At 46.2% G+C, this 21,225-nt stretch carries 19 protein-coding genes; 10 read left to right on the forward strand and 9 right to left on the reverse strand.

What is annotated here, in order from left to right:
• Positions 1-124: 124 nt before the first annotated feature.
• A complete protein-coding gene (locus IRJ16_RS16725) occupies positions 125-2,488 on the reverse strand; it encodes a glycoside hydrolase family 31 protein (protein ID WP_228080255.1) in 2,364 nt (787 codons plus the stop codon).
• A gap of 216 nt (positions 2,489-2,704) precedes the next feature.
• Here IRJ16_RS16725 and IRJ16_RS16730 point away from each other — a divergent pair, with 216 nt between their 5' ends.
• The 3 genes from IRJ16_RS16730 (at position 2,705) to IRJ16_RS16740 (ending at position 4,770) form a co-directional block, all read left to right on the forward strand.
• The gene (locus tag IRJ16_RS16730) at positions 2,705-3,058 is read left to right on the forward strand and encodes a hypothetical protein (protein ID WP_194112759.1); all 354 of its coding nucleotides are present in this window, start codon (positions 2,705-2,707) and stop codon (positions 3,056-3,058) included.
• A gap of 579 nt (positions 3,059-3,637) precedes the next feature.
• On the forward strand, positions 3,638-4,027 hold the full coding sequence (locus IRJ16_RS16735) for a T9SS type A sorting domain-containing protein (protein ID WP_194112760.1): 390 nt from the start codon (positions 3,638-3,640) through the stop codon (positions 4,025-4,027).
• A gap of 338 nt (positions 4,028-4,365) precedes the next feature.
• The gene (locus IRJ16_RS16740; RefSeq protein ID WP_194112761.1) at positions 4,366-4,770 is read left to right on the forward strand and encodes a T9SS type A sorting domain-containing protein; all 405 of its coding nucleotides are present in this window, start codon (positions 4,366-4,368) and stop codon (positions 4,768-4,770) included.
• A gap of 87 nt (positions 4,771-4,857) precedes the next feature.
• Here IRJ16_RS16740 and IRJ16_RS16745 read toward each other — a convergent pair whose 3' ends face one another.
• The 3 genes from IRJ16_RS16745 to IRJ16_RS16755 form a co-directional block, all read right to left on the reverse strand.
• Positions 4,858-5,757 carry a nucleotidyltransferase family protein gene (locus tag IRJ16_RS16745; protein WP_194112762.1) on the reverse strand — a complete coding sequence of 300 codons (900 nt, stop codon included), beginning with the start codon at positions 5,755-5,757 and terminating at the stop codon, positions 4,858-4,860.
• Positions 5,758-5,854: 97 nt separating this feature from the next.
• On the reverse strand, positions 5,855-6,982 hold the full coding sequence (locus IRJ16_RS16750) for a M42 family metallopeptidase (RefSeq protein ID WP_194112763.1): 1,128 nt from the start codon (positions 6,980-6,982) through the stop codon (positions 5,855-5,857).
• A 234-nt stretch (positions 6,983-7,216) separates the two neighbouring features.
• Entirely contained in the window at positions 7,217-7,660 is a 444-nt protein-coding gene (locus tag IRJ16_RS16755; protein WP_194112764.1) for a GNAT family N-acetyltransferase, read from the reverse strand.
• Between the two features lie 79 nt (positions 7,661-7,739).
• On the opposite strand from IRJ16_RS16755, the gene IRJ16_RS16760 reads away from it, so the two are divergent.
• Positions 7,740-8,444 carry a hypothetical protein gene (locus tag IRJ16_RS16760; RefSeq protein WP_194112765.1) on the forward strand — a complete coding sequence of 235 codons (705 nt, stop codon included), beginning with the start codon at positions 7,740-7,742 and terminating at the stop codon, positions 8,442-8,444.
• A gap of 247 nt (positions 8,445-8,691) precedes the next feature.
• On the opposite strand, the gene eutC is transcribed toward IRJ16_RS16760, so the two are convergent.
• The 5 genes from eutC to IRJ16_RS16785 form a co-directional block, all read right to left on the reverse strand.
• Positions 8,692-9,459, reverse strand: a complete 768-nt coding sequence (gene eutC, locus IRJ16_RS16765; protein ID WP_194112766.1) for an ethanolamine ammonia-lyase subunit EutC — start codon at positions 9,457-9,459, stop codon at positions 8,692-8,694.
• On the reverse strand, positions 9,447-10,835 hold the full coding sequence (locus IRJ16_RS16770; protein ID WP_194112767.1) for an ethanolamine ammonia-lyase subunit EutB: 1,389 nt from the start codon (positions 10,833-10,835) through the stop codon (positions 9,447-9,449). Before IRJ16_RS16770 ends, eutC begins: the two co-directional genes overlap by 13 nt.
• A gap of 5 nt (positions 10,836-10,840) precedes the next feature.
• Entirely contained in the window at positions 10,841-12,175 is a 1,335-nt protein-coding gene (eat, locus tag IRJ16_RS16775) for an ethanolamine permease (RefSeq protein WP_194112768.1), read from the reverse strand.
• Positions 12,176-12,521: 346 nt separating this feature from the next.
• The gene (locus IRJ16_RS16780; protein WP_194112769.1) at positions 12,522-12,920 is read right to left on the reverse strand and encodes a T9SS type A sorting domain-containing protein; all 399 of its coding nucleotides are present in this window, start codon (positions 12,918-12,920) and stop codon (positions 12,522-12,524) included.
• A 332-nt stretch (positions 12,921-13,252) separates the two neighbouring features.
• The gene (locus IRJ16_RS16785; RefSeq protein ID WP_194112770.1) at positions 13,253-14,563 is read right to left on the reverse strand and encodes an ammonium transporter; all 1,311 of its coding nucleotides are present in this window, start codon (positions 14,561-14,563) and stop codon (positions 13,253-13,255) included.
• Between the two features lie 583 nt (positions 14,564-15,146).
• Between IRJ16_RS16785 and IRJ16_RS16790 the strand changes: the two genes are divergently transcribed.
• From IRJ16_RS16790 to IRJ16_RS16815, 6 genes are all read left to right on the forward strand, one after another.
• Positions 15,147-17,621 (forward strand): outer membrane beta-barrel family protein, encoded by a 2,475-nt coding sequence (locus tag IRJ16_RS16790; RefSeq protein ID WP_194112771.1) that lies wholly within the window; start codon positions 15,147-15,149, stop codon positions 17,619-17,621.
• A 275-nt stretch (positions 17,622-17,896) separates the two neighbouring features.
• On the forward strand, positions 17,897-18,376 hold the full coding sequence (locus IRJ16_RS16795; protein WP_194112772.1) for a hypothetical protein: 480 nt from the start codon (positions 17,897-17,899) through the stop codon (positions 18,374-18,376).
• A gap of 98 nt (positions 18,377-18,474) precedes the next feature.
• Positions 18,475-19,218, forward strand: coding sequence for a 3-oxoacyl-[acyl-carrier-protein] reductase (gene fabG, locus IRJ16_RS16800; RefSeq protein ID WP_194112773.1), 744 nt, complete (start codon positions 18,475-18,477; stop codon positions 19,216-19,218).
• A gap of 117 nt (positions 19,219-19,335) precedes the next feature.
• The gene (locus IRJ16_RS16805) at positions 19,336-19,830 is read left to right on the forward strand and encodes a hypothetical protein (protein WP_194112774.1); all 495 of its coding nucleotides are present in this window, start codon (positions 19,336-19,338) and stop codon (positions 19,828-19,830) included.
• 58 nt (positions 19,831-19,888) lie between these two features.
• A complete protein-coding gene (locus tag IRJ16_RS16810; RefSeq protein ID WP_194112775.1) occupies positions 19,889-20,131 on the forward strand; it encodes a DUF3253 domain-containing protein in 243 nt (80 codons plus the stop codon).
• A gap of 137 nt (positions 20,132-20,268) precedes the next feature.
• The gene (locus tag IRJ16_RS16815; RefSeq protein WP_194112776.1) at positions 20,269-20,736 is read left to right on the forward strand and encodes a DMP19 family protein; all 468 of its coding nucleotides are present in this window, start codon (positions 20,269-20,271) and stop codon (positions 20,734-20,736) included.
• Positions 20,737-21,225: the final 489 nt, after the last annotated feature.

Genomic DNA, 21,225 nt, shown 5'->3' on the forward strand with positions numbered 1-21,225 from the left:
TAGTATCGAGTATCAAGTAGTTAGTATCGAGCATCAAGTAGTTAGTATCGAGTATCAAGCAGTACATCCTACACATCACATCTTACAGCTCACGTCTCAAATCTCAAATCTCACGTCTCAGATCTCATCTCACAGTAAACTCTGTCGGTTCGTTATAACATATCCAATCCTCTGTTTTGCCGAAGCCGTGTGAGACGATCATTATCCGGTCGAACCTTGATGTAAATGTTCCCTCTACGGCCGAGAAGGTGATATTTCCGGTCTCCGCGTTAAAGCTGATGGTGCGTTTGTAGTAGGCGCCTTGCTCGTAAGCGTAGGTGTCGCCATCGTCTTCGTAATAGACGAAATCGGTCGACCCCTCCCCATTCCAAACATGTATCTGTAAAATACCGTCGCCTTGTTCGGCGGTGCTTTGTACGATGCTTTGCATCGGGATGATCGCGCCTGCTCTTATAAATACCGGCAGGTCGGTCAGCGGTGCATCGGCGCTGATCACGTCGCCCCCGGTGATCTTTTCATCTGTACCGAACCTGTACCAATCGCCTGCAGGTAAGTACACGTCGATCTCACGTTGATGGCTATCGGCCGGTGCTACCAAAATATTGTCGCCAAAAAAGAACTGATTTTGATAGGCTTCGTCGTAAACCAATTCGTCAAAAGGCAGGTCGATAGCCAGCGTACGTGCCACCGGCAGACCGGTTTGGTGTGAGCGGTAGAACGATGAGTATATATAAGGCAGCAACTTATAGCGCTGCTCAATATCTTTTTTGATGATCTTCTCGTTCTGTTTACCCCATGCCCACGGCTCGCGCATAACCGTGGCTGCCATGGCATGGTTGCGGAACATGGGCGTATAAACACCCAACGAGTTCCAGCGTACCATCAGTTCGGGCGTTGGGTTGCCGCTAAAGCCGCCGATATCTACCCCAACATAAGACACACCTACTATACCCAGACTGTTCACTAAACGGCAACCTAATAATAAGTGTGCATCGGTGGCGGTATTATCGCCTGTCCACACGGCCGAGTAGCGCTGGATGCCGGTGTAGGCCGCACGGGTGAGTACAAAGGGGCGTTTGCCTTTCAGCAGGGCCTTGGTGCCCTCGTAAGTACCGCGCGACATTTCGTTACCGTAAGCATTGCGTACCTCGGGCATATATTTATCGCCGAACCTCATAATACCGGGGATGTTCTGTCCCCAGGCGGCAGGTTCGTTCATGTCATTCCAAAATCCGGCTACGCCTGGTTCTGTCAAGGCGTCGAAAGACTTACCCCACCAATCGCGCACTTCGGCCTTATAAAAATCGGGAAAGTGACAGCGGCCCGGCCAAACTTCGCCTATGTAAAGCTCACCATCGGGGTAGGTAGCAAAATACCCTTTCTTTACGCCCTCATCATATTGTTTATAGCCGTCCTCTATTTTAATACCGGGATCTACAATGGTGACCAGTTTAAAGCCCATCGCTGTCAGCTCATCTATCATGGCCTTAGGCTCGGGGAAGGTCTCATTGTTCCAGGTGAAGATCTTAAAGCCATCCATGTAATCAATGTCGCAATACATGGCATCGGCAGGGATCTTTAACTTACGGAAGTTTCGGGCTACCTCCAGCACTTCTTTGGCGCTCATATAACTCCAGCGGCATTGCTGGTAGCCCAAGCTCCAAAGCGGTGGCATTTCCATGCGGCCCGTCAGCCAGGTTTGGTCCTGTATGATATTGGCCACGCCTTGTGCGCCGAAGAAGTAATAATTCAGATCGCCGCCATCGGCACCAAGCCAGTGCATGCTGTGGTCGGTACTGGCCCCAAAGTCGAAGAAGGAGCGGTGGGTGTTATCTAAAAAGAGACCGTAGGTCAACCCGCTATGCAGGCCTATGTAAAACGGGAAAGTTTTATACAGCGGGTCCGATTTGGGCGTATAATCTACCGCGTCGGTATTCCAGTTCACATAATTACTACCGCGACGGTCCAGGTTGCCGGTCTTTTCGCCCAGGCCTATAAAGCGTTCGTCTTTAAAAAGCTTACGATAGTTGGTGAACTTTTCGCCCTGCCACATGGTGCCAAAGCGTTCGTCGTCGCCGCTAAGTAAAATGCCATCGGCGTTATAAAAGTTAAAACGCAGGGGCGACTTGCTGATGCGTAATTCCAACTCGCCGGTGTGTATGCTGAGTTCATCAGGCGAATCATCATACCTGATATTGCCTTGCGGCGGCTGTATCACGGCAAAGGAATGGTCCTGCGCATCAAAGTGACGGCTGACATTTACCCTGATGATCGTGGGCGAATATATCCACACCCGGGCTTCGGCATGTTGGGTGGTTATGGTTAAAGCGTTGTGTTGTTGGCTGATCTTGTGTACGTTACCGGGAACAGTTGTATCCATCATAGTACAAACAACACCCGCAAGTGCCATTGGTTTGTACAAATCGGCGGTCGGGTGTCTGTATAGGGTCGGGTGAATATTCATTAAACTGTCAGTAGGGAGTATCATATATGATACATAAGCCTACATAACAGTCCGTATGATACACAATATGTAACATTTCTATAGCTATATGTGCTGATAAACAAGGCTTTGATTTTTTGGCACGGTGATCGCATTACCTATCACGAATAAATGATAACGAATATTAAAAGCATTAGCAAATGATTAAAAAGCTACTTAACAATTAATAATAATTTTTAATACAACTAAAGCTTAAATACCATGAAAACGCTAATAGGAAAAACAGCAGCGATACTTGCCCTGGCCTTTATGACCACAGGCGCCTTCGCTAACGACGAAAAAAAGAACGATAACAAAAAGAAAGACACCGCACCTAACGAAGTAAAAGCTGTGTTTACACCCAACAGTAACGCCAGCGCTATCCAGGTAGACCTGAAGATAGACAACGCGACCGAAGGTGCATCTACAGTAGTGATCACTGACGTAAGGGGTAATGTGCTATTCTTTGATACATTTGACCACGAGGCTACCACCGTAAACAAAAAATACGAGGTACCACAGGTTGCCGAAGATGAGTACATTGTAAGGGTGACCACCGCCGAGCCTACTAAGTAATTTCGGCATCGATCATTCATCACCTAAAGGAATAACGCGCTTAACATTGCGCAAAAAAATATCAGTTCCTGTAAGGTCCCGGTCAGTTTGGCCGGGATCTTTTTTGTTTTTTGGGACTCTATACATTAGTACTAAATTGGTTAAAAGTCTCGCTTCCCCGCTTGAGCGGGGTCAGGGGTGTGTCCTTCATTTGCAAGGTCTGCGAAAGGACACACCCCTATGAAAGGTTTTGCTCGATGTCCGTTCAGTGCTTCCCCGCTCGAGCGGGGAGATTTGGGCTTGTCATCTTACCTACAAGTTCTAACGGATCTAATAACTCAGGATGTTTTTAGGTATAATTCCCTCTCCTCCGTCTACCAAACCCCGCATTGTGTCTACCAAAGCCAGATCCTATCACATCAAATACAAAAACCACCCTTCGATACCTCATTTTTTGCTAAGTATCAGCTTTTTGCCCCGCGGTCGCAATTAATGGCGGGCTTGTCTACTATCAAATTTTGGTGTGAAACTTATGTGTTCCTTTGAGCATTGAAACAAACGAATAACATTTAATAACAACACTTTAAAAAACTTAATAACATGAAAACCATCATCAGAACCGCAGCCACAGTTTTTGCTTTAGCATTATTATCAACAGGTGTTTTCGCCGCAGACACTACTACTAAAAGAGATACCGCTACTAACGAGGTTACCGCCTATGTAAGTTATGATAACGGCGTAGTTGGCGTTGACGTTAACATTGACAATGCCACCGAAGGCGCATCTACCGTGACCATTTATGACGCGGCCGGCAATGTATTGCTGACCGACTCTTTTAAAAATGATTCAGCAGCTATCAGAAAAAACTACCTGGTTGACGAGGTTGCCGCAGGCGACTACGTAATTAAAGTAGTTACCAACGCTGTAGCCGTACAAAAAGAGGTTAGCCTCCGCAGCGACGACAGCAAGTTATTGGCCATTGCATTTTAATGTAGCCCTCGATCTAATAAGTATAGTTTATAGTTAATACATGGATCCCGGGCTTTGAGTTCGGGATCTTTTGTTTTTAAAGGGTGATATGACTGTTAGAAATATCCCTCAACATCGACGAACGCCCCCGCCGATCAGACCAATCCCCGGTTTTTGCTTATCAAAGTCTTGTTTTATCGACAAAACGTCATTTTGTATTAATTATCAGCTTTTTAGGCGTTGGTCGAGTATAGTGCAAGGTTGGTCTAAATGAATTTTGAGGTCGAAAATTTGTCTGTTCCTTTGAGTCATAGAAACAACACAAATAAAATATACATCAACTCAGAAAACTCAATATCATGAAAACTATCATCAAAACCTCAGCATTATTTTTCGGTATAGCCTTATTCACCACAGCCGCTTTCGCTGCCGATAAAGCCGATAAAGACAAATCGAAAGAAGTAAAACAGAAACAACATATCGTAGCCTTTAACTCGCTTACCGACGAGCGCGGTGTACAGGTGATCGTGCAAAAAGCCAAAGCCGCCAGCACCGGCGTTAAGATCTACGACGAGGCCGGTCACCTGGTGTTAAGCCACGTAATGGCAAAAAAAGATCTGGTAGCGCAAAAAGGTTATGATCTTACCCAATTAGATGCCGGCGACTACACTTTCCAGGTAACCGTAGATGGCGAAGTGACCAAAAAACTGGTACACGTGTACGAATCTGGTAAAGATCAGCGCTCGTTCTTCTTTAAACAATAATACCTCATCCTAAAAACATCACCCTTAAAAGCAAAAGACCCGGCGGTTAGCCGGGCCTTTTTGTTGTTTATAGCAACGGGCAATTACTTATGCCCAAAGGTTAGCCGGATAAGTTCCGTTCTCAACCAATGCCGAGATGCTTTCCTGAACGATCGGTTTGTCCTCTTTGTAAGTAACACCGAACCATTTTGATGATGTTGGGATCACTTTAAAATCGGCCGTGCCGGTCTTGATCAGTTCGTCAGCTACCAGCGGGATAAAGAATTCGGCTTTAGGGTTGCCCTCGTTAACATCCACAAAACGTTTGAACATTGGCTCGCTTTGCGCGAAAACAGCCGGAGTGAAACCCCAAAAGTTCATTGATGCACGCGCGGTCACCGGCAATTCGGTCTCGCCGTTAGCGTCTTTGTAAAATATCTTGTCGTCTTTACCGTAAACTTCGGTACGCTCGTCAACACCAACCATGTTACCCGCTTCGTCGATCGCACAGATACCGCGGGATACCGCGCCGTAAGTTGACAGTGTGTTACCGATCTCGTAACCCACTAAAGAGTAGTGATCATCGCGTACTTCGGTGGTCAAAAACTCGTACATTTTTTCGAATGCGTCGTAACCGTAGTAGTCATCGGCGTTGATCACGCAAAAAGGCTCCTTAACATTGTTGCGGGCAGCTAAAACCGCGTGGGCAGTACCCCAAGGCTTAGCGCGCTCAACCTCTTTATCTATGCCGTATTGTTTCAGATCAAAGTTCTGGAAAACGTAATCGGTCTCTACCTTACCGGCCAGCTTAGGCTCGAAAATAGCCTTGAACGAATCTAAAAACTCCTCGCGGATGATAAAAGTAACCTTACCAAAGCCGGCTTTAATGGCATCGTAAATAGAGTAATCGATAATGGTTTCGCCGTTAGGGCCAAAGCCGTCAACTTGTTTCATGCTGCCATAGCGGCTGGCCATACCGGCGGCCAATATTAACAATGTAGGTTTCATGTTCTTTTTTGAAGTGATGTATTAATATTTACTAAGTGATGTCTGAATTATATCTGCTAAGATACGATCATCCAGACAAACTTTAAGTTGTTAACCCTTATTTAATATACCTGAAATCCTGCCCCGCCTCTATTGCCAATAATGATTCATAGATCAGGCTGATCACATTGTCCACGTCCTCTTTGTGGATCATCTCTACCGTGGTGTGCATGTAGCGCAACGGTAAAGATATCAATGCCGATGGCACGCCGCCGTTAGAGTAAGCGAAGGCGTCGGTATCGGTACCCGTAGACCTTGACGATGCCTGGCGCTGGAATGGTATTCCTGCTTTCTCGGCAGTTTGGATCAGTAATTTATTCAGGTTGTTCTGCACTGCCGGAGCGTACGACACCACCGGGCCGCGGCCGCAAGCAAGATCGCCCTGGGTGATCTTGTTGATCATCGGCGTACCGGTATCGTGCGTAACGTCGGTCACAATGGCCACGTTAGGTTTAATACGGTGGGCGATCATCTCGGCACCACGCAGGCCGATCTCTTCCTGTACCGCGTTAACAATATATAAGCCGAATGGCAAAGTTTTGTTATTCTCTTTTAGCAAACGGGCAACCTCGGCGATCATGAAACCGCCGGCGCGGTTATCCAATGCGCGACCAACGTAGTAGCGGTCGTTCAGGATCATGAACTCATCCTCGTAAGTGATCACACAACCTACGTGGATACCCATGGCCTCAACTTCGGCCTTAGTGATAGCACCACAATCTAAAAAAATATTCTTCAGCGATGGGGCTTCTTCTTTCTCGCCACCCAAACGGGTGTGAATGGCTGGCCAGCCGAATACAGCTTTTACAATGCCTTTATCGGTATGGATATTCACACGTTTTGACGGCGCTATCTGATGGTCGGATCCGCCATTACGGATCACATAGATCAAGCCATCGTTAGTGATATAGTTAACAAACCATGATATCTCATCGGCATGGGCTTCTATCACTACTTTGTATTCGGCTTGCGGGTTGATCACGCCTACCGCCGTACCGTAGTTATCTACATAATATTCATCTACATAAGGCTTGATCTGGTCGATCCACAATTGCTGGCCCATGTACTCAAAGCCGGTCGGCGATGGGTTATTAATATATCTTTCAAAGAAAGCAACGGATGCTTCGGTAACCACAGGTACGTGTGGCTTTTTGTCTTTTTTATCTTCAGGAGTTTGTTCTGCCATGTTTAGCTCGCTTTAATATGGGCGATGCGCAAATATAGTAGCTGACACGAATTATCCTTAACCTCGCCACAATTTATTCGAATTTCATTAATTGAGATATGCTTCAAAGATCCGTTCCAATTCGAGACAAATTCGTGTCGTATCATAATATCCCCTTAAACTTAGCTTGACATTCCCTCGCTAACCTTGTGGCGGAGTTTTACTTCTTCATTTTAGTTAGTTTGGGACCGATGTTTAGGCGATCTGAGCATCGGTTTTATTTTGCAAGGGTTTCTCCATGATCACATAATCGAAACCGCCACGGGTGAATCCCTCACCTGTCTGTGTAAAACCTGCCTTAGCGTAAAAGTTGGTGGCAGTTACCCGGGCATTGCACCATATGTGCGTGCCGCCATTATTGATAGCTTGATCGGTGATGTATTGCAACAATTCCCTCCCTATGCCTTTGCCCTGCATGTCCTCAGCCACGGCAAATTTGCGGAACTGAAAGTCCGTGCCGTTTTGAAATAGAGAGACCACCGCCACCAGCCAGCCATTAACAAAAGCGCCGAAATGGATACCGTCCAGATCCTCGGGCATGCCCTGGGTTTGGACGCTACCGACATTAGGGTAAAGTACCTTATGGCGGAGCTTCCAGGTGAGTTCGTGGCGTATCTGTTCGATGTGGATGTCGGGCATGGCGTTAAATATGGGGTAAAAGTGTTAAATGTAAAACCAATGTGCAATAATTAGGGTTAGGATAATATATCTTGCCCCCATGAAAACGACCTTTTTAACCATTATAGCCTGCTTTTTATTTGCCGCTACCGCAACTTACGCCCAACCGATACTTAAAGGCAATGTGTCTGAATTGGGCAGCAGCAAAAAACTGACCGACGTTTTTGTGAAGGACGCCAATAACGCACGCAACATAGCACTCACCGATAAGAAAGGGAATTTCGAGATAGCCACGCAAACAGGGCACATCCTGATATTTGCCGCGCCCGGTTATATATCTGATACCCTGTACGTGACCGATATGCTGAACAAACAGATCAAGCTGAAAGTGCAGGGCATATCTTTACGTGAGGTGAACGTGACCGGCAGCCGGGTGTCATTTGATCCCCATGTAGAGTACGCCAGCGTATACACCAAAAGTAAAGTTTACCCGCTGTCGCCATCAAGCTGGTTCAGTAAAGAAGCTACGAATGCCCGCCGTTTAAAAAAATTCTTCGACCGCGAAGAGAAAGAACGCGAGATAGACATGGCATTCTCCCGTAGCAGGGTAATGACCCTGACCCCGCTTAAAGACCGCGAACTAAGCGACTTTCTGATCATGTATCGCCCAACCTACGAGTGGGTGCAAAAAAATGCCAAGGTAGAGAACGCCCTAACACTCTACATCAACGACTCTTACAAGAAATTTATGGCCCTGCCACCAGAGAAACGGAAGCTGGATATGCGGTTAGATGAGGTGAAATAAATTATTTCTTTATCCTTTCGCCTGTTCACGACATGTTGCCTAAAATGCCTTAAGTCGCGCTTCCCCTCTTGAAAGGGGTCAGGGGTGTGTTCTTCGGTTGCAAGGTCGGCGAAACACACACACCTATGAAAGTTTGTGCTGTATGTTCAGTTCATTGCGTCCCCTCTCGAGAGGGGAAACTTGGGCTTGTCATCTCACTTAAAGTCCCATTGAATTTGCAAGCTTAGGATAGACCATAAACCATAGATCATCTCTCTATCAACCCCTCCTCATCCTTCAACCCAACGCCCGACAACTGCCTGCTAAAAGCCTGCTGAACCAGATACGATATCTTTTGTGCCCCCATTTTATAAGATAACCCACCCGGGCGGATATTGGATACGCAATTGCGGGCATCATCTGTCAAACCAGGGCGCGGAGCATAAGTAAGATACGACCCAACACTATCCGCAGCGCTTAATCCCGGGCGTTCGCCAATGAGGATGATGGTCAGTTTGGCTTGTAGGGCATGGCCAATATGGTCGGCTAAGGCTACGCGGGCTTGCTCGGCTAAGCAGATGGGACCGATCACTAAGCCTTGCGCTTGCAATAAAGGGATCAGTTTATTTAAAAGCGGGGCGGTATGGTGGTTGATACCGCTTGCCGATAGGCCATCTGCAATAATGATGGAAATATCGGCCGGGTGTTCGCCGTAGGGCGTTAATATTTCTGCGGATGTGGGATGTAATAGCCGCCCAAGGTCAGGCCGTTGCAGGTATTGGGCGCGGTTGGCGGACATGCTTTTTACTTGCAGTATTACAAGCTCAAATACTTTCAGATCATCTGTTAATTTATCTACAGCCAGTTCGGCATAAACAGCATCCCGCGCGTGGGCGTGGGCCATGTTAAAGTGGAGTAGTTGTTCGGTCGGTAAGCTGCTGCCGGTGCGGCCTAAAGCGATCCTCGCCTGTGTAAACTCCTGCAAAGGCAGCCATGGATCTGTCGACGGTGGCGTGTAACGTTTTATTTTATCCATAGCCTGTCAAAGTTTTGCCAGATCTCTTTTTGTTTCAGGGCCGATAATTGGCCATGCTCGTCGGTGATACCTTGCCGCATCAGCCAAGCTTCAAATTCAGGGGCGGGGCGCAAACCCAAGGTTTGTCGGAGATATAAAGCATCGTGGAACGATGCCGACTGATAGTTCAGCATAATATCATCAGCGCCGGGCACACAAATAATAAAATTGCAGCCGGCCACACCAAGGAGGGTTGTTAGGTTATCCATATCATCCTGGTCAGCTTCGGCGTGGTTGGTGTAGCAGGCATCCACACCCATGGGCAGGCCCATCAGTTTACCGCAAAAATGATCCTCTAACGCCGCGCGGATGATCTGTTTACCATCGTACAAATACTCAGGACCGATAAAGCCCACCACGGTATTTACCAGCATAGGCTTAAATTTGCGGGCGAGCGCATACGCCCTAACCTCGCAGGTTTGCTGATCTACGCCGTGGTGTGCATTGGCCGATAGCGAACTACCCTGACCCGTCTCAAAATACATCACGTTGTTGCCGATCGTGCCACGATCTAAAGCTAAGGTCGCTTCATAGGCCTCCGCTATCAACGATAAATTCACGCCGAAACTGGTATTGGTCTTTTCGGTCCCGCCGATAGATTGAAAACAGAGATCCACGGGGGCTTTACGGTTCACCAAATCCAACGTGGTGGTAATATGGCTCAGCACGCAGGATTGTGTTGGTATCTCAAAACGTTGCCGCACCTCATCTATCAAATTCAAAATATTGGCAATGGTGCCGGCATTATCGGTAGCCGGGTTAACGCCGATCACCGCGTCGCCACTGCCGTAAAGCAGGCCGTCTATCATAGATGCGGCGATGCCTTTCGGGTCGTCGGTAGGGTGATTGGGTTGTAAACGGGTAGCTAACCGGCCTTTCAGCCCGATCGTATTGCGGAACCTGGTGACCACCTCCCGTTTTTTTGCTACAGCTATCAAGTCCTGATTACGCATCAGCTTAGATACTGCCGCCAACATCTCAGGTGTGAAACCATTGGTCAGCTTCTCCAGCGTCGGTCCGTCGGTTTGCTCGCTCAAGAGCCAGTCGCGCAACTCACCAACGGTGAAATGACTGATGGGGTAAAGGGCGGCAGCCGAATGTCCGTCCATGATCAAACGAGTGATCTCGTCATCCTCGTACGGGATCACAGCCTCGTTCAAAAAGTTTTTCAGGGGCACGTTAGCCAGGGCCATTTGTGCCGACACACGTTCTTCAGCACTTTGGGCTGCTACGCCGGCAAGGGCATCGCCGCTGCGGTAGGGGGTAGCTTTGGCCAGCAGGATTTTCAAGTCTGCAAACTTGTAAGTGTGGTGCCTGACCGTGTGCTGATATCCCATACCGATCAGGCTAAAGTTTCTTTTAAAAGGTCATCGCTGATGGGGCGTTTATGCCTGCCGGTAGCAACGTAACCGAATAGCACCAATATCAGTCCGCCAAAAAAGTAAGCGCTTAGTAAAGGGTTGTAATAGATGATCGATATCATACACACTGCCGACAACAGCAACGCGATACCGGGGAACACCGGAAAGAAAGGCGATACAAAAGGCCGCGGCATATCGGGTTGCTTTTTACGGAGCACGAACAGGCTGATCATACTCATCAGGTACATGGTCAGCGCGCCTAAAACGGATAGGATGATGATCTGACTGGTGCTTTGCAAAATGAGCAACACCGCTATCCCGATCAGACTGCCGGTAATGGTTGCCGCATGCGGTGTTTTAAAACGTTTACCTACCGATCCTAAAAAGCCGGGCAGGTAGCCGCTGCGCGCTATGGCAAATATTTGCCTCGAATAGGCCAATACCGTCCCGTGGAACGAGGCGATCAACCCGAACAGTCCAATGCTGGTGAATAGCTTGGTCCAGGTATTGTCTTTACCCAAAACAATGCCGATCGCTTCGGGCAGGGGATAGTCTATATTAGATAGCTTGCGCCAGTCGGTAATGCCGCCTGTCAGGATGCTCACCGCGAGGGCCAAAACCACAAGGGTCGCCAGGCCGGCAATATATCCTTTGGGTACGTCGCGCTTGGGGTCGCGCACTTCTTCGGCAGTTGTCGCTACGCCTTCTATCGCAAGGTAAAACCAAACGGCGAACGGTAAACCTGCAAAAATACCTTTCCAGCCAAAGGGCATGCCGTTGCTAAAAAAGTTACTGGTCTTAAAACTTGGGGCGATGATGCCGAGATAAAGCAACAGTTCGGCAATGGCTAAAATGGTGATCACTACCGAAAATATGGCCGACTCTTTTACGCCGATGATGTTCAATACACTGAAGAGCAAGTAAAAAGCCAATGCCACATAAAGCACCGGTAGCTCGGGGTGTAAAAAATTGATGTAAGCGCCCAGGCTGCTGGCTATAGCAGGCGTTGCCAAAACGAAGTCTATCACGGTTGCGTAACCGGCTATTAGGCCGCCGATCGGTCCGACGGCTTTATAAGCGTAGGCGAAGGCCCCGCCCGCGTGCGGGATGGAGGTCGTCAGTTCGGTATAGCTAAATATAAAGGTGATATAAAGGATGGTGACGATGATGGTGGCGTACAGAAAACCTAATGTCCCTGATACTGCCCAGCCATAATTCCACCCAAAATATTCGCCTGAAATGACCAACGCTACAGCAATGGCCCAAAGATGGATCGGCTTTAATACTTTTTTGAGTTGGGTATCCGCGTCGGCCATAGATGATGTTGAATATGGCTTTAAGATAGGGAAAATGTTGAAAAGGCGAAGTACCATCCCGATAATTATCGGGAGCGAAATGAATGCTTCCTACCCTCTTTGCGCTTTAGCGCAGAGAGGGTCGCGCACGAAGTGCCGCGGGGTGAGTCGACAGGTGAGCAGAGCGGTAATGCAAAGCCGACGAAATTTACTCACCCGCTCATCGCTGCGCTGGGGCACCCTCTCTGCGCTAAAGCGCAAAGAGGGGATGGGAGACCTTTATTCTATCTTCGGATGTAAGGCCTAAAACAGCAAAGCCCGACGATGCGCCGGGCTTTGCTGTTTTGAGAATTTATTAACCTATTATTTATGATTTGAAGAAGAAGGCACGTTGGTTATTATCGGTGCTGTAAACCTGAACCAATTTGTTGGTCACCTCGCCGTTAACGGTCACCTGGAAGGTGTAGTCGCCGTCCTCTAATTGAGTAAGGTCATAACCTTTTTGTGATACCGCGTCTTTTTTTGAAAGCACATCGCTCAGCATTACTTTGCCGTTAGCATCGTAGATCTTCACGCCAGTGTTAGCAGCTTCGGCCTTGTGAACGATCACTTGCACACCACGGTCCTGAGTCAATGAGTTGAATACTACTACATTTTGTTTTTCTTTAACTTCTTTGGTCTTGTCAGCTTTATCTGCTGCGAAAGCACCGGTTGATAATAAAGCGATACCGAAAAATAATGCTGAGGTTTTGATGATGGTTTTCATAATATTTTGAGTTTTGATGGAGTAAATATTTTTTGTTTGTGTGTTTCTATGATCCAAAGGAACGCACTATTTACCGACCTCAAAATTGATTTAGACAAGCATGGCATTAAACTCGACCAACGGGCAAAAAGCTGATATTTTGTTAAAAAGAGGTGTTTATTGACAGATACGGGCTTTGATGTGCCAGAAATGGGCGTTGGTCTATTTGGAACGGGCGTTGGTAGAGAAAAGCGTATGCTTACAAGCCCGGCGTGAACGATATTTTCGCCCTAAAACAACAAAGGCCCCGTTTTCCGGGGCCTTTGAAACATATAAAATTAAGAAAAACTGAATTACAATTCCTCGTCGTGCTGGCTGGCGTCCAAACCTTTGATCTCGTCCTCGGCGGTTACACGCAGCGGGCTGAACAGGTCGGTCACTTTTAATAATAATAACGAACCAAAGAAAGCGAATGCTGAAACCACAACTAAAGCGATCAGGTGTTTAACAAATAATGCGGTCTCGCCAAAAAACAATCCTTGTTCTGCAATAGCAGGATTTACTGCTTTAGTAGCAAAAACACCGGTCAGCAACATACCCATCATACCACCTACACCATGGCAAGGGAATACGTCCAAAGTATCGTCGATATTGGTTTTTGATCTCCAGATAACTACCAGGTTACTAACCACGGCACTTACTATACCAACTATTAAGGCGCTTGATACGGTGATGTAACCTGCGGCAGGAGTAACAGCTACCAAACCAACGACCGCACCAATACAGGCGCCCATTGCTGATGGTTTTTTACCGCGGATGATATCAAAGAATACCCATGACATAGCAGCAGCGGCCGAAGCAGTGGTAGTAGTAGCTAAAGCGGTAGCAGCTAATTCGCCTGCGCCTAAAGCTGAACCGGCGTTGAAACCGAACCAACCGAACCAAAGCAGACCTGTACCTAAGATCACGTAGCTGATACGGGCCGGAGTGTGTACTTCTTCTATCTCGTTACGTTTCTTCAAGTATAAAGCTGATGCCAAAGCAGCCCAACCAGCCGACATGTGTACCACAGTACCACCGGCAAAGTCAAGCACGCCCATTTTAAAGAAGTAACCTTCAGGGTGCCAAGTAGCGTGCGCTAACGGGATGTAGATAATAACGATGAACAGGGTGATGAAGATCAGATAAGAGTTAAAGCGGATACGCTCGGCAAATGCACCGGTGATCAAAGCCGGGGTAATAACCGCAAACTTTAACTGGAACATAGCGAACAGGATAACCGGGATAGTACCGCCCAACCACGCTACGCCAAGGGTGTTCTGCATCATGAAGAATGATTTAGGGTTACCGATAATGCCTAAACCGCCAATGTCCTCGCCGAAGGCTAAGCTAAAACCAAATACTACCCAGATCACGGTGATCAAACCCATACAAACAAAGCTTTGCAGCATGGTAGAGATAACGTTCTTTTTACGCACCATACCGCCGTAGAAGAAGGCAAGGCCCGGGGTCATTAATAATACCAACGCGGTCGAGATCAGGATCCAGGCAATGTCGGCACCGTTGTAGGTGGTTGCAGGCGTGGCGGCCGCGTGGTTACCCGGGAAAATAAAGGCCAGGATGACCACGACGATGAGTAAACTAAAAGGTAAGATTCTTTTCATGCTTGTAAATAGTTTAATGGTGATAAGAAAAAGCCTTTTGACGGCTCGTGTTAATTAAAATGGGTTTGTTTTATAGTGAATTGATTTGTTGATTCTTGTTTTAAGCGTTAATTATTGTTTGAAAGTCCTGCTATTTGATCGTTTTTGTAGTATTAATTTCAATTAGCTGTCTTTTCTTTTAATTTATTTCGTTTTGTCTGAAATTTCTTTGGTTTGGTGTGAATTATCGTTCGTCGTTTATTCAAACAATTCTGTTTTGATAATTCATATCGATAAAAATAGAAATAATGTTTAAAATTCAATAATTTTTTATCAAAAAAATAACAATTGGATAAAATAATCTTAAAAATTATAAAATACAGCTGTGTTTTTAGATCATTTATAGTTTTTGGATCGGGTTTGTGTCTAAAATTTAAGTCTGTATTAAATAATGGTAATAATTGTAAAATTTTAGATGCGTATTTTGAATAGGCGCTGTACTCGGATAGATGATATTGTAGCGCAATAAAAATGTTACAGGGTGTTTTTTCTACACACTAATTATTAGTAGTAATTTTAGGGTGACCAAATTATCTATCTGTTATTGAAAAAGTTATACCTGATCGTTCTCTTCCTGGCTTTCACCGCGGTACACTATGCCTTTGCACAGGCTGTTGCTACCGGAGGGCGTGTGAACGGCAAATTAGTTGACGCCAGTACCGGCGAAGCTGTCGATTTTGCCACCATTGCCCTTTTTCCTATCGGTGGCGATAAAATGGCCAAGGGTACCTCGTCTGCAGATGGGGGTAACTTTGCTATTAATAATATTCCCTATGGCGCTTACACCGTTCAGATCACTTTTGTAGGGTACGAGAAATTTTTGCTCGACAGTTTGGTGCTTAACGATGAGCGGGCCATGGCCAACATGGGTGTCATTAAATTAAAACCTGCGGGCGGCGCGTTGGCTGAGGTAGTGATCGGCGACCGCAAAAAGACCGTAGAGTATAATGCCGATCAGATCACCTACAACGTTGCCGAAAGTATCAATGCCGAAGGATCTACCGCTACCGATATCTTAAAGAATGTACCCATGGTACAGGTTGATGTGGATGGTAACGCCACCATAGCCGGTAAACGCAGCACGCGTATATTTATAGATGGCAAACCGTCGGACTTTATGACCAGCAACATCAGCGATCTGCTGAGTGTATTGCCCAGCGACGCGATCGAAAAGATAGAGGTGATGACCAATCCGCCGGCCAAATATTCGGCCGATGGCGAGGGTATTATTAATGTGGTGTTGAAAAAGGGCTACAAAGTTGGTATGACCGGCACCTTAGCCGCCACCGCAGGCACCTTGGGCGACTATAACCTTAATAGCTACGGATCTTACAAAACGCAAAAGTATGCCATTAATTCCAGTTACGGCTTTAGCGGGCGTTATAACATTAACAACAGTTATAACCTGCGCCAGAATAATTTTGCCGATACGCTATTTTATCGGAATAACTATCGGGGGCAAGATCAGCTAAGCCTTGGGCATAATGCCCGCATCGGTGGTAATTGGGATATCGACAGTATTAACAGTGTGCGCTTTAACACCAACTTCAATATCAATAATTCTAATGCCAGTAATTATAATAACAGGTTTTACCTTGATGAGAACGCAGAGCAGAGCCGTTTAGATAAGCAGTTGACTACAAGGGGCGGTAGCTCGATGAACTACTCGGCCGACTTTAGTTATGTATGGAGAGGCGGCCGCAAGGGGCAAGTAGAGATAAGCGGTAATTTTAGCATGAACAGGTCGAGCAATTTCGATGCGCAAAATACCGCTTATTTGGATGCCAACGGTCTGCCCATGTCAAACAAAAGGGCATTGGAGCGTATGCTAAACAACTTTGGCAACAACCACAGTGTCACCCTCAAGGCCGATTATAGCCGTTCTTTGGGCACAAAGGCCGATCTTTCTTTAGGATTAGATGCCAGTTTGCGCAATATTGATAACGGGCAGGAGGCCAGTAACCTCAACTTTGCTACGCAGCAATATATCATCAGCCAAGATCTGACCAATAACTTTGGTTTTGGCGGGGATATATATTCGCTGTATTCGGGTTTGGGTTACCGCACTAAAACAAATTGGTCTTTCAGGGCGCAGGCGCGTGCCGAGCTCACCAATATGAGTTTTGACCTGAGCGCTATGGGCCAGCCTTTCTACATTAAGCCTTATATTAATGTGTTCCCTAATTTTTCTATCAGCAAAAATTTCAAGCAGAAATATATGATGGGGATCAGTTTTGGTGAGCGCATCCAGCGCCCGCGAGAGAACACACTGAACCCGACCATTGATACCCGCGACTCGATGAATATCAGTTTTGGTAACCCTAACCTGTCGCCATCATTTACCCGGCAGATCGATCTTAGCTTTGGCTGGTTCGAGAGTATGTGGTCCATCTACCCTAAATTCGGTTACTCCACCACGCGCGGTATCATCGAGCGGATCACCACGGTAAGTTCTAACGGCCAGGCGCAAAGTACCTACGACAACCTGTCGAACAGCGATAATTACACCTTTAATTTATTTGGCAATTATCGCTTCAGCAAAAAAGTGAACTTTCATGGCAGCGGCACAATAGGTAACGTTAGGTACCGGTCGGATGTGATCAGGATCGCGTCTCGCAATGGATTTACCTTTAACACTAATGCCGGCCTTAGTGTAGAGTTGCCTAAAAAACTGATGTTCGAGGGGAATATGAGTTATAGTAAATCAACCGTGGCGCAGGGGCGTGTTACCGGTACCATAGCCACCAACTTTGGCTTGCGGAAGACCATGTTGCGTAACAAAGTAAAAATGCGGGTATCGGTCAATAATCCATTTGCGCAGAACGGAAACCTGTCCTATATAGAAGGTGTCAACTTCAATAGCGAATCGCTTTACACCCGCAACACCCGCAATTTTAGCCTGACGCTGAGTTACAACTTTAGTCAGGTTGGTAAAAGTCGGGCCGAGAAGAAAATGGATGCAGCTAAACCTGCCATGCAGAAAGCGGCCGCAGGCGGCGGGGCGGCGAAGCCGTTTTAAGTTGGGGGGAGTATCAAGTAGTTAGTAGCAGGTATCAAGTTGTGGGCATGGTGTTTGTTTATGTGTAGCCGATCACGTAAATTTGATAGAGGTTAACACGTGGTCATGGAAGAGAAAAGAAGCAGTTTCGACGAAGCAGATATTGAGCGTTTAAGGCAACATCTGAAGCTGAATTATACCGAGCGATTTCTTATGGTTACGAGGCTATACAAAGTTCAGCAAATGATGAAGCGAGCGACCATTACACATAAGCCTTTTATCAGCAAGTAATTTTAGTGGACGCTTTTGATGATGCCATAGTATCATTTTGGAAGACGCTGCGGCTTCGCGGGGTTAAATATATTGTAATAGGTGGGTTTGCTGTAAACTTGCATGGTTACTTTAGGTTTACCGACGATCTTGATATCTGGATAGATGATACCTCAGATAATTGCAAAGCTTTACAAGATGCCTTTATTGATAGCGAAGTTGCAGGTTTATCCAATAGTCTGAGTACGCCAGTTAACTGTACCCAGGGACCTTTTCTTCTCCCTAATTCTTTACGTTTAGAGCTTCATGTAAGGATGCATGGATTGGAAGACCATACTTTCAACGAATGTTTAGCATTGGCATCAATAGCAGATATTGAAAGTGTTGAAGTTCCGTTTTTAAACCTGAACCAACTTGTTCAAAATAAGAAAACGTTCAACCGCCCCTTAGATCAGCTTGATGTTGATGCTTTAGAACAAATAATAAAGATCAGAGAGGAAGAATAATTTACCTATCTGGATATTCTTCCGGGCTTTCCGTCACCCTACCTTCAAACTATTTCCAAAAAATCCCTATCTTCGCCCGCTATATCATAGGGCATTAAATGAAACTTTTAGAAGGAAAGACCGCGCTGATCACCGGCGCATCAAAAGGCATCGGCCGCAAAATAGCCGAGAAATTTGCTGAGCACGGCGCTAACGTGGCATTTACTTACTTGTCATCAGTTGAAAAAGGTTTGGCTTTGGAGCAGGAGCTGCAAGCTTACGGCACCAAAATAAAAGGCTATCGTTCTGACGCGTCGAAATTTGACGAGGCAGAAAAACTGATCAGCGATATCCTAAACGATTTCGGTACCCTGCAGATCGTAGTGAACAATGCCGGTATCACCAAAGACGGCCTGCTGATGCGCATGACCGAGGAGAACTGGGACGAAGTGATGGACGTGAACCTGAAATCGATCTTCAACGTGACCAAGGCAGCATCTAAAAGTATGATGAAAGCGCGTGATGGCGTATTCATTAATATGAGTTCGGTAGTGGGTGTGCAGGGTAATGCCGGTCAGGCTAACTATGCGGCATCAAAGGCCGGTATCATTGGTTTCTCAAAATCTATCGCCAAAGAGTTAGGCTCACGTAATATCCGTACCAACGTGGTAGCCCCGGGTTTCATTAAAACCGAAATGACCGAAGTATTAGACCCTAAAGTGGTTGAAGGCTGGGCAGCCGGTATCCCGTTGAAACGTGGCGGCGAGCCGGAGGATGTAGCTAATTGCTGCGTTTTCCTGGCGTCGGACATGGCTACTTACATCACTGGTCAGGTTATTCCGGTCGATGGCGGGATGCTTTAGTAGAGGTGAAAGGTTAAAGGCGAAAGCTGAAAGGTTTTTGCGAATTATATAATATGGAGAGGTGCGAGGTTTCGCACCTCTTTTTGTTTTATATTGGGGTTGTTAAAATTCTTCGGTATGAAAGCAGTTTATCTGATAGTTGGGATCTTGATCGGTGGGGCATTTGGCTTTTGGGTGGCAAGAACCATTGGTAAAAACGATGATAAGGCCGTACCTGCAACCGAAAGTTCTGCCCACGGCTCGGATACCTTAGCCAAATGGAGTTGGCCCGACAGCTTAGACGCGGTAAAAGCCGCGCCACAAAGTCACAAGATCGTTTACGAGGACTCGACCGTAAGGATACTACAAGTAACCCTTAATCCCAATATGACCGAACCGGTACACGTCCACAAATGGAAAAGCGTAATGTGGTTCGCCGAAGCCACACCCATGACCTATTACAAAAACGGTTTAATAAGTGGCCGGTTAGCCGTCACAGACAGCATCCCTATCCCGCACATGCCGCCCGAAGTTTTAAACCACGGCGAGGCGTTAGCGCCTGAAGAACCCCACGCGATCAAAAACATGAGCAATAAAAAGGGGATTGCCTACAGGGTGGAGTTTAAAAAGTGATCACGAATTTTTCTGATCATATAGAGGCGCATATTTGCGGCTTTGTTGTTGTAGATGTATGTCAAACAAAAGCATTGCCAAAACAATATTAATGATGGCGGAACTCCGGGCGCCGGATAAGACCGTTTGCCCGTCTGAGATTGCCCGTGAACTATTCTCGACCGATTGGCGCAAACACATGCAGGATATCAGAGACGAAGCGATTGAACTGCAGCGTGCCGGAAAAGTGATCATTACTCAAAAAGGGATGTCCGTTGATCTGAATAATATCAAAGGACCGGTCAGGATAAGGAAGGTGTGATGGTGTTGCTAAGGAACTGACACGGTGTTGACCATTAAATCTGCGCGCCATGTTAGGTCCGGGATTTACAATCCCGGACTCAATACCGAGGATTCACGATCCTCGTAACCTTAGGTGTATTTGTTAAATAAGGAAAGATGGAAAGTTCAGAATTAGTAGAAAATATTTACTCAAGAGCTGTAGAAGGAATTCAGAAAAATTGGTTTCTAAATAGGAATACGGATTGGTACGATTACGTCGTCAGTCTTCCTATCGAATTAAAAATTACTTATTTGGTTATCGTTGTGCATAATCAGGTAGTTAACGGCGGGTTTCACCAATATTTTGTAAATGGCTATGGTCAATTCGCGAAAGAGACAATAATTGCCCTTTTAGATATTGGTGCATCGAAAAGGGCTAAGCTTTTAGAAAAGTCATTTGAAATGGTCAATAACGATAATATTTCAATCGAAGTTTTTAGAGAACGGCTATTAGATAAAGACATTGAATCATTTTTTATATCTGATGAACTTTACGAACCGCTTGATGAATTAGATACACAATATTATAACATTATTGATGAAGAAATAGACGTTTTGTTGGGCAACTATTTGGGAGGGCGATAACTTGGAAGCTGAAGGAGATCACCCTAACTCGCTCGAGGATGCTCTCCATGTTAGTCCGGATGTTCCATCCCGGACTAAATTAATTGAAGATATATGATTTGATCGTGGGTTGCCACAAAGATAGATCTTACCGAACCCCGCCGTTGGACAGACTGAGCTTTTTATTTGTAGGCTAAGCAATAGTACTAAAACTGGATCACATCTCTTATGTTAATACATTGATGATGAGATATTTAACAAATATTTCAATTGAAAAATGTTAACCTTTGTAAACTTTCGTTATAATTTATATCTCGTTAGGGTAGATCCGCGTTAGGGATAGCAGTGGAAAGCCCGCAGCGAGCGGGGGCTTCGAGCGTGGGCAAGGCGAGGACTTGCAACGGATAGCCCGGGCCGCAGGCAACGCCCAAAATATTCTGGTCGAAATAACCCTCCATTTTATAACATCCCTATTACATCAACCAACATTCCGCATTATTTTGCATATTG

The organism is Mucilaginibacter myungsuensis (assembly GCF_015222005.1).
Classification (GTDB): domain Bacteria; phylum Bacteroidota; class Bacteroidia; order Sphingobacteriales; family Sphingobacteriaceae; genus Mucilaginibacter; species Mucilaginibacter myungsuensis.